Source organism: Pseudomonas sp. 5P_3.1_Bac2 (assembly GCF_025465995.1).
Taxonomy (GTDB): domain Bacteria; phylum Pseudomonadota; class Gammaproteobacteria; order Pseudomonadales; family Pseudomonadaceae; genus Aquipseudomonas.
This window is the reverse complement of record NZ_JANLNY010000030.1, coordinates 35206-47556: the sequence shown is the minus strand read 5'-3', so window position 1 is coordinate 47556 and position 12351 is coordinate 35206. Positions and strand designations below refer to the sequence as shown.

General features: G+C 59.7%; 12 protein-coding genes. 7 read left to right on the top strand and 5 right to left on the bottom strand.

Annotation, left to right across the window (positions count from 1 at the left end; translation table 11 throughout):
• The first annotated feature begins 49 nt into the window (after positions 1–49).
• Positions 50–922 (top strand): thioredoxin, encoded by an 873-nt coding sequence (gene trxA, locus NTD81_RS19630; RefSeq protein ID WP_262184426.1) that lies wholly within the window; start codon positions 50–52, stop codon positions 920–922.
• Position 923: 1 nt separating this feature from the next.
• Here trxA and NTD81_RS19625 read toward each other — a convergent pair whose 3' ends face one another.
• Positions 924–1268: a hypothetical protein gene (locus tag NTD81_RS19625; protein ID WP_262184767.1), complete on the bottom strand. Its 345-nt coding sequence runs from the start codon at positions 1266–1268 to the stop codon at positions 924–926.
• Positions 1269–1395: 127 nt separating this feature from the next.
• On the opposite strand from NTD81_RS19625, the gene NTD81_RS19620 reads away from it, so the two are divergent.
• The 5 genes from NTD81_RS19620 to NTD81_RS19600 all read left to right on the top strand — a co-directional run bounded on the left by NTD81_RS19620 (position 1396) and on the right by NTD81_RS19600 (position 5560).
• Positions 1396–1995, top strand: coding sequence for a DUF2796 domain-containing protein (locus NTD81_RS19620; protein WP_262184425.1), 600 nt, complete (start codon positions 1396–1398; stop codon positions 1993–1995).
• A gap of 171 nt (positions 1996–2166) precedes the next feature.
• Positions 2167–2877 carry an ABC transporter ATP-binding protein gene (locus NTD81_RS19615; protein WP_262184424.1) on the top strand — a complete coding sequence of 237 codons (711 nt, stop codon included), beginning with the start codon at positions 2167–2169 and terminating at the stop codon, positions 2875–2877.
• Positions 2878–2879: 2 nt separating this feature from the next.
• Positions 2880–4145: an ABC transporter permease gene (locus NTD81_RS19610; RefSeq protein ID WP_262184423.1), complete on the top strand. Its 1266-nt coding sequence runs from the start codon at positions 2880–2882 to the stop codon at positions 4143–4145.
• A gap of 8 nt (positions 4146–4153) precedes the next feature.
• Positions 4154–4678, top strand: coding sequence for a DUF3299 domain-containing protein (locus tag NTD81_RS19605; RefSeq protein ID WP_262184422.1), 525 nt, complete (start codon positions 4154–4156; stop codon positions 4676–4678).
• 195 nt (positions 4679–4873) lie between these two features.
• Positions 4874–5560, top strand: coding sequence for an OmpW/AlkL family protein (locus NTD81_RS19600; RefSeq protein WP_262184421.1), 687 nt, complete (start codon positions 4874–4876; stop codon positions 5558–5560).
• Positions 5561–5619: 59 nt separating this feature from the next.
• Here NTD81_RS19600 and NTD81_RS19595 read toward each other — a convergent pair whose 3' ends face one another.
• Genes NTD81_RS19595 through NTD81_RS19580 form a run of 4 tightly spaced genes read right to left on the bottom strand, consistent with a single transcriptional unit; the run spans position 5620 to position 9348 of the window.
• The gene (locus NTD81_RS19595; RefSeq protein WP_262184420.1) at positions 5620–6555 is read right to left on the bottom strand and encodes an NAD-dependent epimerase/dehydratase family protein; all 936 of its coding nucleotides are present in this window, start codon (positions 6553–6555) and stop codon (positions 5620–5622) included.
• On the bottom strand, positions 6548–7432 hold the full coding sequence (locus NTD81_RS19590; protein WP_262184419.1) for an NAD(P)-dependent oxidoreductase: 885 nt from the start codon (positions 7430–7432) through the stop codon (positions 6548–6550). The genes NTD81_RS19595 and NTD81_RS19590 overlap by 8 nt, the downstream gene beginning before the upstream one ends.
• 18 nt (positions 7433–7450) lie before the next feature.
• Entirely contained in the window at positions 7451–7942 is a 492-nt protein-coding gene (locus tag NTD81_RS19585) for a single-stranded DNA-binding protein (protein ID WP_262184418.1), read from the bottom strand.
• A 29-nt stretch (positions 7943–7971) separates the two neighbouring features.
• Positions 7972–9348, bottom strand: a complete 1377-nt coding sequence (locus tag NTD81_RS19580; RefSeq protein WP_262184417.1) for an MFS transporter — start codon at positions 9346–9348, stop codon at positions 7972–7974.
• Between the two features lie 138 nt (positions 9349–9486).
• Here NTD81_RS19580 and uvrA point away from each other — a divergent pair, with 138 nt between their 5' ends.
• Positions 9487–12321: an excinuclease ABC subunit UvrA gene (gene uvrA / locus NTD81_RS19575; protein ID WP_262184416.1), complete on the top strand. Its 2835-nt coding sequence runs from the start codon at positions 9487–9489 to the stop codon at positions 12319–12321.
• Positions 12322–12351: the final 30 nt, after the last annotated feature.

The window sequence follows — 12351 nt, the reverse complement described above, 5'->3', positions numbered from 1 at the left end:
GCGCCCGCATTTATAGTTCCATGCATTCTTCGCCCAGCCGAGACCGACCATGAGCGACACCCCGTATATTTTTGACATCAACGGCAGCGCCAGCTTTGAACAGTTGGTCATCGAGAACTCCTTCCACAAGCCGGTACTGGTGGATTTCTGGGCCGACTGGTGCGCACCGTGCAAAGCACTGATGCCGCTGCTGGCCAAGATCACCGAGGAGTATCGCGGCGAGCTGCTGCTGGCCAAGGTCAACTGCGACATCGAACAAGACATCGTCGCCCGCTTTGGTATTCGCAGCCTGCCCACCGTGGTGCTGTTCAAAGACGGTCAGCCGGTCGATGGCTTTGCCGGTGCGCAAGCGGAATCAGCGATTCGCGAAATGCTCGCGCCCCACGTCGCCGAGCCCGCACCAGAAGCGGCTGATCCATTAGAGGCGGCGCAAGCCCTGTTCAATGAAGGCCGCTTTGCCGATGCCGAAGCCCTGCTCAAGGTGCTGCTCACCGAGAATAACGAACAGCCCCTGGCGCTGATTCTCTACGCCCGCTGCCTGGCGGAACGTAACGAGCTGGACGAGGCCGAAGCGGTGCTTAGCGCGGTTAAAGGTGATGAGCACAAACAACTGCTGGCCGGCGCCCGTGCGCAGCTGACTTTCCTGCGCCAAGCAGCGGACCTCCCTGACAGCGCCAGCCTGAAGAGCCGCTTGGCGCAAAACGCCGAAGACGACGAAGCCTGCTACCAACTGGCGATTCAGCAACTGGCGCGCCAGCACTATGAGGCCGCGCTGGATGCGCTGCTCAAACTGTTTGTGCGCAACCGCAGCTACGCCGAGGGACTGCCACATAAAACCCTGCTGCAGGTATTTGACCTGCTGGGCAACGATCACCCGCTGGTTACCACCTACCGCCGCAAGCTGTATCAGGCGCTGTACTGAGTCAGCCCTGCCAGTGATAGACGGGCGCATCGGCGCCCGTTTCTACCCGCACCTGGCTGCAATGGCGCAGGCGCACTAATAAGCGTTTGCCCGCCACCTCGCCACCGGCCAGTGCCGATAACTGGCTTAACAACTGCGGCCCCTCAACCTTCCCCGCCTGGCGCAATAAATCCAAGGTGGTTTGCCACAGACCGTCATGGGCCGCGGCCGTGCTCGGTGCCAGCGCCACGGCGGCCGGCGGCACCGCGCCGGGCAAATGGGCAGCGAGCTGCTGCCAGTCCTCAGCATCCAACTCGATGCTTAAATCCACCGGCCACTGGCCGATCTGCCCACGCACACGCACCACCATCAGCATTTCCCTCCAATAAAGGCCGCCATGCTCCCATGCCCAGAGGCAACCGCCAAGCGGGCTAGTCTGGCCCGCTAAAAAGCTGTTATAACGTAACAAATAACAGGACCTCGTGGAGATTCCCATGCGCCAATTGTTGCTTGCTGTGCCCTTCGCTTTGCTACCGCTACTGAGCTACGCCCACGAACACGAGCATGAACACGGCAGCCTCGGCGCCCATGAACACGGCAGCGCGCAATTGGATGTGGCCTTGGATGGCCCGATCCTCGAAGTGCAACTGCACAGCCCGGCGATGAACTTGCTCGGTTTTGAACACGCCGCGCAAAGTGCCGAAGATCAGGCCACCCTGAGCGCCACCCATAAGCAGTTGGAACAACCGCTGCAACTGTTTGGCTTGAACGGTGGCGACTGCCAAGTTAGCCAACAGCAACTCTACAGCCCCTTGTTCGCGGCAGAGGATAACGATGCTGCCCATGCTCACAAACATGAGCATGAACATGAGCATGAACATGCGGCGAAGGGCGAACATGGCGGGCACGAACACAGTGATATCCAGGCCAACTATCGGTTCACCTGCAAACAACCTGAACAACTTAAACAGCTGGATTTAGCACCTCTGTTTAAACGCTTCCCGGCCACGCAAAAAATCCAAGTGCAATTAATTGGTCCCAATGGTCAGCAAGGCAAACAACTGAGCGCGGCTGAACCAACCTTAAGTTTCTAGGCCATAGTTTTGCCGTCGATGTTTAACGAGCCAGACGAGCCCCGCAATCAACATGCGGGGCTTGTCGCAAAGCGCTAAATAGCTTTTAACTGTGCCGCTGGCGTCTGCTTGGGCGCCCTGCTTGCGTCGATACGGCTCCACAGCCGAGTGTATTACCTGGACGAAACCTGAATGAGTACAGCCCTGATCCATCTCGCTGAGCTGGGCTTTGCCTGGCCCGGTCAGCCTGAGTTGTTGGATATCCCCAGCTTTACCCTGGAACCAGGGCAAAGCCTGTTTCTCAAAGGCCCCAGCGGCAGCGGGAAAACCACCCTGCTCGGCCTGCTCGGCGGCGTGCAAAAGCCGCAACGCGGCAGCATCAAGCTGCTCGGCCAAGACCTTAGCCAACTCTCGGCCGGCGCCCGCGACCGCTTTCGCGTCGACCACACCGGCTATATTTTCCAGCAGTTCAACCTGCTGCCGTTTCTCTCGGTCCGCGAGAACGTGGAGCTGCCCTGTCATTTCTCCAAACTGCGCGCCAGCCGCGCCAGCGCCCGCCATGGCAGCGTGGGGGCCGCGTGCCAGCGTTTGCTGGGCCATTTGGGCTTGGATCAGCCACAGTTTCTTAAACGCCGCGCGGGTGATCTGTCCATCGGCCAACAACAGCGCGTCGCCGCCGCCCGCGCCTTGATCGGTCAGCCTGAGCTGGTGATTGCCGACGAGCCGACTTCGGCGCTGGACAGCGACGCCCGCGAGGCCTTTTTGCAGTTGCTGTTTGCCGAATGCCAGGCCGCCGGCGCCAGCCTGTTGTTTGTCAGCCATGATCAGAGCTTGGCCGGTCTGTTTGACCGCAGCCTGGCGCTGGCTGAACTTAACCGCGCCAGCCGCGCGCCGGAGATTTAACTATGTATCTGCTGCGTCTGGCCCTGGCCAGCTTGGGTAACCGGCGCTTTACCGCCTGGCTCACGGTGTTCGCCATCGCCCTATCGGTGTGCCTGCTGCTGGCCGTGGAGCGGGTGCGCACCGAGGCCCGCGCCAGCTTTGCCAATACCATCAGCGGCAGCGATCTGATCGTTGGCGCGCGCTCCGGCAGCGTCAACCTGCTGTTGTATTCGGTGTTTCGCATTGGCAACGCCACCAACAATATCCGCTGGGACAGCTTCGAGCATTTAGCCCAGCATCCACAGGTGAAATGGGCCATCCCGATTTCCTTGGGCGACTCGCACCAGGGCTACCGGGTCATGGGCACTAATCAGGATTACTTCACCTATTACCACTATGGCCGCAACCAAAGCCTGAGCCTGAGTGCCGGGCGCGCCTTTGCCGATGATCCGTTTGAAGTGGTGCTCGGCGCCGAAGTGGCCGAGGCCCTGCACTACCAGCTTGGTAGCGAGTTGGTCCTAGCCCACGGCGTAGCCACCATCAGTTTGGTCAAGCACGACGACAAGCCGTTCAAGGTGGTCGGCATTCTCAAGCGCACCGGCACGCCGGTGGATCGCACGCTGCATATTTCCTTAGCCGGCATGGAAGCCATCCATATCGACTGGCATAACGGCATGCCAGCCCAAGGCGCGGCGCGGATCAGTGCCGAACAAGCGCGGCATATGGATCTGCAACCCAAGCAAATCACCGCCATGCTGCTCGGGCTTAAAAGCAAAATCGCCACCTTTAGCCTGCAACGGGAAATTAATGAGTACCGTGGCGAGCCGCTGCTGGCGATTCTCCCCGGTGTCGCCCTGCAAGAACTGTGGAGCCTGATGGGCACCGCCGAGCAGGCGCTGTTCGTGGTGTCGTTGTTTGTCGTACTGACCGGTTTGATCGGCATGCTCACCGCCATTCTCACCAGCCTCAATGAGCGCCGCCGTGAAATGGCGATTCTGCGTTCGGTCGGCGCCCGCCCTTGGCATATCGCCAGTTTGCTGATTGCCGAAGCCTTGGTATTGGCCGTGGCTGGCGCGGCTTTAGGCTTGTTGCTGCTGTATGCCGCCATCGCCATTGCGCAAGGCTATGTGCAAGCGAACTACGGCCTGTATCTACCACTCCAACTACCTAGTCCCTATGAGTGGCAGCTGCTCGGCGCTATCGTGCTGGCAGCGCTACTGATGGGGGCCGTCCCAGCCTGGCGCGCCTATCGCCAGTCGCTGGCCGATGGTCTGTCAATTCGCCTATGAGAACGCCGATGAAGTCATTCCTGCTGGCCAGTTGTTTACTCGGCCTGTGCTTACCCCTACTGGCTGCTGAGCCTGTGCGTGAACTGAGCTGGTCAGAGTTGATTCCGGCCAATGCGCCGCCAGCCGTGGTGGCGCCAGCGCCGATCCATGATCTGTCGCAGCTCGCCGATGCCTTAAGCGAGTCCGGCCCTGCCATGCGCCAGCAAGAGCCGGCCGCGCCGGTGGTCACGGAACTCAATGGCCAGCAGATCAAACTGCCCGGTTATATCGTGCCGCTGGATGTCAACGAAGAAGGTCGCGTCACCGAGTTTTTATTGGTGCCCTACTTCGGCGCCTGTATTCATGTACCGCCACCACCGTCTAATCAAATCGTTCATGTCAAAAGCGAACTGGGCGTGATGATGGATGCGCTATATCAACCCTTCTGGGTTGAAGGCCCCGTTAAAGTGGAACAAAGCAGCAGTGAATTAGCCGATGCGGGTTATCAACTGGATGCGCAGAAAATCTATCCCTACGAACTGCCGGCTAGTTAATTAACTTAGCCCTCCCGACTAAGCCCTCTAGCGCAGGGCTTAGCTCGCTTAAAACATCGCCGCGAAGATGAATAGTCCTGCCTGCTCAATTAATTAGATAGCTTGCAACTTTATTGAGCTGGATCAAGAGCTACGCTTGTTAGTGCATTAAAATTCCCTCAGACAATTCGAAATGATGCTTTACGGGAGCACAACATGCGCACAACACTTTTCGCGGCCTCTTTATTGGCCTTGGCTATCACCGCTCCACTTGCTCAGGCCCACCAGGCTGGCGACATCATTGTGCGCGCCGGCGCAGTCACCGTTGATCCGCACGAAAACAGCGAAGACATCTGGGTCGGCGCTCTGGGCACTAAAGTCGGTGGCAGTAAAGCCACGCTGGACAGCGATACTCAGTTGGGCCTGAACTTCGCTTATATGCTGACCGACCACGTTGGTATCGAACTGCTGGCAGCTACTCCGTTCAGCCATAACGTGGGCGTGAAAGGCATGCCAGGTGCTTTCGCAGGGCTTAACGGCAAGCTGGGTGAGATCAAACACCTGCCACCAACCCTGAGCGTGGTGTACTACCCACTGGACGGCAAGTCGGCCTTCCAACCCTATGTCGGCGCCGGCATTAACTACACTTGGTTCTTTGATACTGAGCTCAGCAGCGGCGCCGAGAACAAAGGCTTCAGCGGCTTGGATATGCAAGATTCCTGGGGCCTGGCCGCGCAAGTGGGCATGGACTACATGCTCACCGACAACATCATGATCAACGCCCAGCTGCGTTACATCGATATTGAAACCACCGGCACCACCCACTACGGCGGCGACAAAGTTAAAGTCGACGTAGACGTAGATCCATGGGTCTACATGGTCGGCCTGGGCTACAAGTTCTAAGCTAAGCCCTGTGCAATAAAAAAACCGGCTCAAGTGGCCGGTTTTTTATGCGCGCCTGATTAGCTGGCCGCCAATAACTGGCGCAGCCCCTCCGCCATGGGCGTGGCCTCAGGCAGCTGAAAATAACGCTGCAAGCGCTGATTAGCCGCCCGCGAATGCCGAATATCACCCGGCCGTGGTGCAGCATAACTGACCGTTAATTCTCGTCCGCACAGCTGGCCGATGGTGGCCAGCAATTGGTTCAAGCTCACCGCCTGATCCCAACCGACGTTGACCGGCTCAGTCACGGCCGTCGGCGCCAGCAAGCCTTGCAACAGCAAGTGCAGCAAGTCATCGATATAGAAGAAGTCGCGGGTCTGCTCACCATCGCCAAACACCGTGATCGGCAAGCCTTGCTGAGCACGCTGGGTGAAGATACTGATCACCCCCGAATACGGCGAGGATGGGTCCTGACGCGGACCGAAGATATTAAAGAAGCGCAGAATCACCGGCTGCAGGCCATGCTCACGCGCATAGAAGTCGAGGTAGTACTCGCCGGCTAACTTATCTACGGCATAGGGTGTCAGTGGCGCCTTGGGGCTGTCCTCTGTCACTGCCACACCATCACCGTGGTTGCCATACACCGCCGCGCTGGAAGCAAACAACACGCGCTGCACGCCATGCAAACGCATGGCTTCGCACAGATTTAAGGTGCCGATAAAGTTGCTCTGGTGGGTAGCCAAGGGGTTATCCACCGACGCTTGTACCGAGGCCACCGCCGCCAGATGGGCCACCGCCGCACAACCTTCAACCGCGCGGCTGAGCACGGCCGCATCAGCCACATCGCCCTGAATAAACTGCAACTGTGGATTAGCCAGCGGCAGGTTGCTGAGCTTGCCCATCGACAAGTTATCCAGCACCCGCACGGCATAGCCGCGCGCCAGCAAGGCATCGACCAGATGGGAGCCAATAAAGCCGGCACCGCCGGTGACCAGAATAGGACGCGAGTCAGACATGACGATAATAACGATCCAATAGGCTCGGTAAACCCGAGCGCCAAGCACGCGGCTTGATGCCGAACGTGTGCAGAATTTTTTTACAGGCCAGCACCGCGTGCTGCGGCTCTTGGGCCGCATCATGACAAGCGCTGTGCGCTTGCGCCTGGACTTCGGGCAACAGGTTACCGCGGTAGTTACGTGCTTCACTGAGCAGCGCCTGGCCCAAGGCCAACGCGGTGGTCGCCTCTTGCCCGCCGTAATGGTAAGTGCCCCACAACGGGCTCTCGCAATCGAGTTGCTTGAGCACCGCTAAGATTACCCGCGCCGCATCGTCCACCGGCGTCGGGTTACCACGGCGGTCATCGGCCAAGGCCAATGGACCTTCGCTAGCCGCCCGACTGAGAAAACGCCCCAGACGGCCATCTTCACTGTCATCCATCAGCCAGCCAAAGCGCAGCAACACATGACGCGGACAAATCGCCCGCACCACCTGCTCGAATTGCCATAAAGCCTGACCATGCACACCCAGCGGTTGCGCCTCTTCTTTCTCGCTATACGCCGTGGCGCGAGCGCCATCGAATACGCGATAGCTCGAAGGCTGTAACAGGCGAATCTGATGGTGCTGACACAGCTCAGCCAGACGCTCGACGGAGCGCAGCTGCCCGACAAACTGCAGCTCACTGACATTCTCGGCCTGGAACCAGTCGAAATAGTAAGCGAGGTTGATCAGCGCGTCGGGGCGGGTGTCATCGAGCAATTGAGTCAGGCTGGCCGGAGTCCAGCCATGTTCCGGTGGCTTGGGCGCGAGGAAGCCAATGTCCTCCTCGGCACCCAGACGAATCAACGCTTGCCCTAGGGCATTGCCACCGCCGAGCAGCATTAGCCGCATTCGCATAAAGGCTAACTCAGCCGCTTAGAACGGGATGTCGTCGTCGAAGCTGTCGTAGTCCGGCGCAGGTTGAGCGGCCGGCTGCGGCGCAGGACGTGGCGCGGCTTGTTGCGGCTCACGCTGCGGTGCAGGACGCGACTGACGCGGCGCCGAATCACCAGCAGCGTTGTCCGGACGGCCGCCCAGCAGCTGCATGGTGCCCTGCATGTCGACGATGATCTCGGTGGTGTAACGCTTGATGCCGTCTTTTTCCCACTCGCGGGTTTGCAGCTTGCCTTCGATATACACTTGCGAGCCCTTGCGCAGGTACTCACCGGCGATTTCCGCCACTTTGCCGAACAGCGAAACACGGTGCCATTCAGTCTTCTCGACTTTCTGCCCAGTTTGCTTGTCGGTCCACTGCTCGCTGGTAGCCAGGCTCAGGTTGGTGACCGCGTTACCACTGGGTAGATAGCGAGTTTCCGGGTCCTGACCACAGGTACCGACCAGAATGACTTTGTTAACCCCACGGGCCATAACGTTCTCCTAGGCTTTCAGCACGCCACCTACGCCGACTCAATGAGGCGTTCGACAGACGTGCGATCCAATTGTTGGGTATCCACTTTGATATAGATGGCGGCCTCTTCGCGCACCACCACGGCATCCGCCACTCCGGGCACAGCCTTTAGACGCTCGACCAGCCCTACTTCTTGCAACGCCGCAGCGCTTAGCGGCAGACGCAGGCTGGTGACATAAGGCGGTTCGCGCATAGTAACAGCAAAGACTAGCCAGGAAAGAGCGAGCACTGCACAGCCACCAAACACCCCAGTCAGGCCAAAGTGCTGGAACAACCAGCCACCGAGCATGCCGCCCAGCGCCGCGCCGAGAAACTGCGAGGTCGAATACACGCCCATGGCCGTGCCTTTGCTGCCTGCCGGAGCGACTTTACTGATCAACGATGGCAGCGAAGCTTCCAGCAGGTTAAAGGCAATAAAGAACAGCACGATGCCTACCACCAGGCTCACCAGGCTGCTGCCAAAGAGCAAGAAGTACAGTTCACAGAGCATCAGCGCGGCGACCGAACCGAGCAGCACGCGCTTCATCTGGCGTTTTTTCTCGCCATAGATAATGAACGGCACCATGCCAAACAAGCCCAGCAGCAAGGCCGTCAGGTAGACCCACCAGTGCTGCTCTTTCGGCAGGCCGCCCTGCTCCACCAGCGCCATGGGCAAGCCGATAAAGCTGGCCATAAGGATCGCGTGCAGGACCAAGATGCCGAAGTCCAAACGCAGCAAGTCGAGGTTCTTCAAGGTCGGCAGCAACGCCGTCTTGTTCACCCCGGACTCACGATGAATCAAGGTGCCGGTGCTGCGCGGAACAAAGCCGGCAACCAGCACAATCCCGAGCAAGGCCATAGCCGCCGTGGCCAGGAACAGGCCGGACAAACCAAAGGCGCGGGTCAGTAGCGGGCCTACCACCATAGCGATGGCAAACGACAGACCCATGCTCATGCCGATCATGGCCATGGCCTTGGTGCGGTGCTGCTCACGGGTCAGATCGGACAACAGCGCCATCACCGCCGCCGAAATAGCCCCCGCGCCTTGCAGGATCCGCCCGGCGATGACGCCCTGGATCGAATCGGCATTGGCCGCGAGCAAGCTGCCCAAAGCAAAGACCACTAGGCCGACATAAATCACCGGGCGCCGGCCAATGCGATCACTGAGCATGCCGAAGGGGATTTGCAACAGCGCCTGGGTCAGACCGTAGGCGCCAATGGCCAGGCCAATCAGCGCCGGCGTGCTGCCCTTTAAATCCATGCCGTAGGTCGCCAACACCGGCAACACCATAAACATCCCGAGCATACGGAACGCAAAAACCATGGCCAGACCGATGGCCGCACGGCTTTCACTACCACTCATGCGCTCGCTGTGCTGATCTTGCATGGCTAGTAACACTCAATAAAAAACAGGCGGCGATTCTAGCAGTCTGAGTCCTTACGGCACAGCAGTGACGCTTTGCCGCGCTGACCATCAGCGCCGTATACTCGGTGGTTTTCCGCCCGCCATGCGAGGCCGTTGTTCGTGGACAAAATTCTGATCCGGGGTGCGCGCACCCATAACCTGAAAAACATCGACCTGACCCTGCCGCGCGATAAGCTCATCGTGATCACCGGCCTGTCCGGTTCTGGCAAGTCCTCTCTGGCCTTCGATACCCTCTATGCCGAGGGCCAGCGCCGTTATGTGGAATCCCTGTCGGCCTACGCCCGGCAGTTTTTGTCGATGATGGAAAAGCCCGATGTGGACACCATCGAGGGCCTGTCGCCGGCCATTTCCATCGAGCAAAAGTCCACCTCACACAACCCTCGTTCGACGGTTGGCACCATCACCGAAATCTACGATTACCTGCGCTTGCTCTACGCCCGCGCCGGTATTCCACGCTGCCCTGACCATGATTTGCCGCTGGAAGCGCAAACCGTTAGTCAGATGGTCGACCAAGTGCTGGCCCTGCCCGAAGGCAGCAAGCTGATGCTGTTGGCGCCGATCATCCGTGAGCGCAAAGGCGAACACCTGGCCGTATTCGATGAGCTGCGCGCGCAAGGCTTTGTCCGCGCCCGGGTTAACGGCAAGGTGTATGAGCTGGACGAGCTGCCCAAGCTGGATAAGCAGAAGAAGCACAGCATCGACGCCGTGGTCGACCGCTTTAAAGCCCGCGGCGATTTGCAACAGCGCCTGGCGGAATCATTCGAGACGGCACTCAAGTTGGCCGACGGCCTGGCCCTGATCGCCCCCATGGAAGGCGAAGAAGGCGCCGAGATGATCTTCTCCGCGCGCTTCGCCTGCCCGGTCTGCGGCCACTCGATCAGTGAGCTGGAGCCTAAGCTGTTCTCCTTCAATAACCCCGCCGGCGCCTGCCCAACGTGCGACGGCTTGGGCGTAAAACAGTTCTTCGACACCAAACGCCTCGTCAATGGTGAACTGACCCTCGCCGAAGGTGCGATTCGCGGCTGGGATCGGCGCAACGTTTACTATTTCCAAATGCTCGGCTCCCTGGCCAGCCATTACGGCTTTAGCCTCGACATGCCCTTCGATGAGCTGGCCGCCGAGCACAAGAAATACATCCTCAATGGCAGTGGTAGCCAGAACGTCGATTTCAAATACCTCAACGACCGTGGCGACATCGTCAAACGCTCGCACCCCTTTGAAGGGATCGTGCCGAACCTGGAGCGGCGCTACCGTGAGACCGAGTCGGCCACTGTGCGCGAAGAGCTGGCCAAGTTTTTAAGCACCCAGCCCTGCCCGGACTGCCATGGCACGCGCCTGCGCCGTGAGGCGCGGCATGTATGGGTCGGCGAGAGAACCCTGCCCGCCGTCAGCGGCATGCCAATCGGCGATGCCACCGACTATTTCGGCACCCTCAGCCTGCCTGGCCGGCGCGGTGAAATCGCCGAGAAGATCCTGAAAGAGATCCGTGAGCGCCTGCAGTTTTTGGTCAACGTCGGCCTGGATTACCTGACCCTGGATCGCAGCGCCGATACCCTGTCAGGCGGCGAGGCGCAGCGTATTCGTCTGGCCAGCCAGATCGGCGCCGGTCTGGTAGGCGTTATGTATATCCTCGATGAGCCGAGTATCGGCCTGCACCAACGGGACAACGAACGCCTGCTTGGCACCCTCAAGCACCTGCGCGATATCGGCAACACGGTGATTGTGGTGGAGCACGATGAAGACGCCATCCGCCTCGCCGACTATGTGGTCGATATCGGCCCGGGCGCCGGCGTGCATGGCGGGCAAATCGTCGCTCAGGGCACCGCGGCGGAGGTCATGGCTCACCCCGACTCCCTCACCGGCAAATACCTGTCTGGCCGGGTGAAGATTGAAGTCCCGGCCAAACGCACACCACGCAACAAAAAACTCTCGCTCAAAGTCAAAGGCGCTCGCGGCAACAACCTGCGCAATGTCGATCTGGATATCCCTATCGGCCTGCTCACTTGCGTCACCGGCGTTTCTGGCTCGGGCAAGTCCACGCTGATCAACAACACCCTGTTCCCGCTCAGCGCCACTGCCTTAAATGGCGCCACCACCTTAGAGGCCGCGGCCCACGACAGCATCCAAGGCCTTGAGCATCTGGATAAAGTGGTCGATATCGACCAGAGCCCGATTGGTCGTACTCCGCGCTCTAACCCGGCCACTTACACCGGCCTGTTCACCCCGATCCGTGAGCTGTTCGCCGGTGTGCCGGAATCCCGCTCCCGCGGCTACGGCCCAGGACGTTTCTCCTTCAACGTCAAAGGCGGCCGCTGCGAGGCGTGCCAGGGCGACGGCCTGATCAAGGTCGAGATGCACTTCCTACCCGACATCTACGTGCCTTGTGACGTGTGCAAGAGCAAGCGGTACAACCGCGAAACCCTGGAGATCAAATACAAAGGCAAGAGCATCCACGAGGTGCTCGAGATGACCATCGAAGAGGCCCGCGCCTTCTTCGATGCCGTTCCAGCCCTGGCGCGCAAACTGCAAACCCTGATGGATGTGGGCCTGTCCTACATCAAGCTGGGCCAGTCGGCGACCACTCTGTCTGGTGGTGAAGCGCAGCGGGTCAAACTCAGCCGCGAGTTGAGTAAGCGCGACACCGGCAAGACCCTGTACATCCTCGATGAGCCCACCACCGGCCTGCACTTCGCCGACATCCAGCAATTGCTCGACGTGCTGCACCGTCTGCGTGATCACGGCAACACCGTGGTCGTCATCGAGCATAACCTCGACGTCATCAAGACCGCCGACTGGCTGGTGGACCTGGGCCCTGAAGGCGGCTCCAAAGGCGGCCAGATCATCGCGGTGGGCACCCCGGAAGAAGTCGCCGAAATGCCACAGTCGCATACCGGTTACTTCCTCAAACCGCTGCTGCAACGCGACCGCGCCTAAACTCGCAGGCAACAAAAAGCCCCGCACATG

Coding starts and splice junctions, on each gene's coding strand:
- NTD81_RS19605 (WP_262184422.1), top strand. CDS start 4,154: ATGAAGTCATTCCTGCTGGCCAGTTGTTTACTCGGCCTGTGCTTACCC.
- NTD81_RS19610 (WP_262184423.1), top strand. CDS start 2,880: ATGTATCTGCTGCGTCTGGCCCTGGCCAGCTTGGGTAACCGGCGCTTT.
- NTD81_RS19615 (WP_262184424.1), top strand. CDS start 2,167: ATGAGTACAGCCCTGATCCATCTCGCTGAGCTGGGCTTTGCCTGGCCC.
- NTD81_RS19620 (WP_262184425.1), top strand. CDS start 1,396: ATGCGCCAATTGTTGCTTGCTGTGCCCTTCGCTTTGCTACCGCTACTG.
- NTD81_RS19580 (WP_262184417.1), bottom strand. CDS start 9,348: ATGCAAGATCAGCACAGCGAGCGCATGAGTGGTAGTGAAAGCCGTGCG.
- NTD81_RS19590 (WP_262184419.1), bottom strand. CDS start 7,432: ATGCGAATGCGGCTAATGCTGCTCGGCGGTGGCAATGCCCTAGGGCAA.
- NTD81_RS19600 (WP_262184421.1), top strand. CDS start 4,874: ATGCGCACAACACTTTTCGCGGCCTCTTTATTGGCCTTGGCTATCACC.
- NTD81_RS19585 (WP_262184418.1), bottom strand. CDS start 7,942: ATGGCCCGTGGGGTTAACAAAGTCATTCTGGTCGGTACCTGTGGTCAG.
- trxA (WP_262184426.1), top strand. CDS start 50: ATGAGCGACACCCCGTATATTTTTGACATCAACGGCAGCGCCAGCTTT.
- NTD81_RS19595 (WP_262184420.1), bottom strand. CDS start 6,555: ATGTCTGACTCGCGTCCTATTCTGGTCACCGGCGGTGCCGGCTTTATT.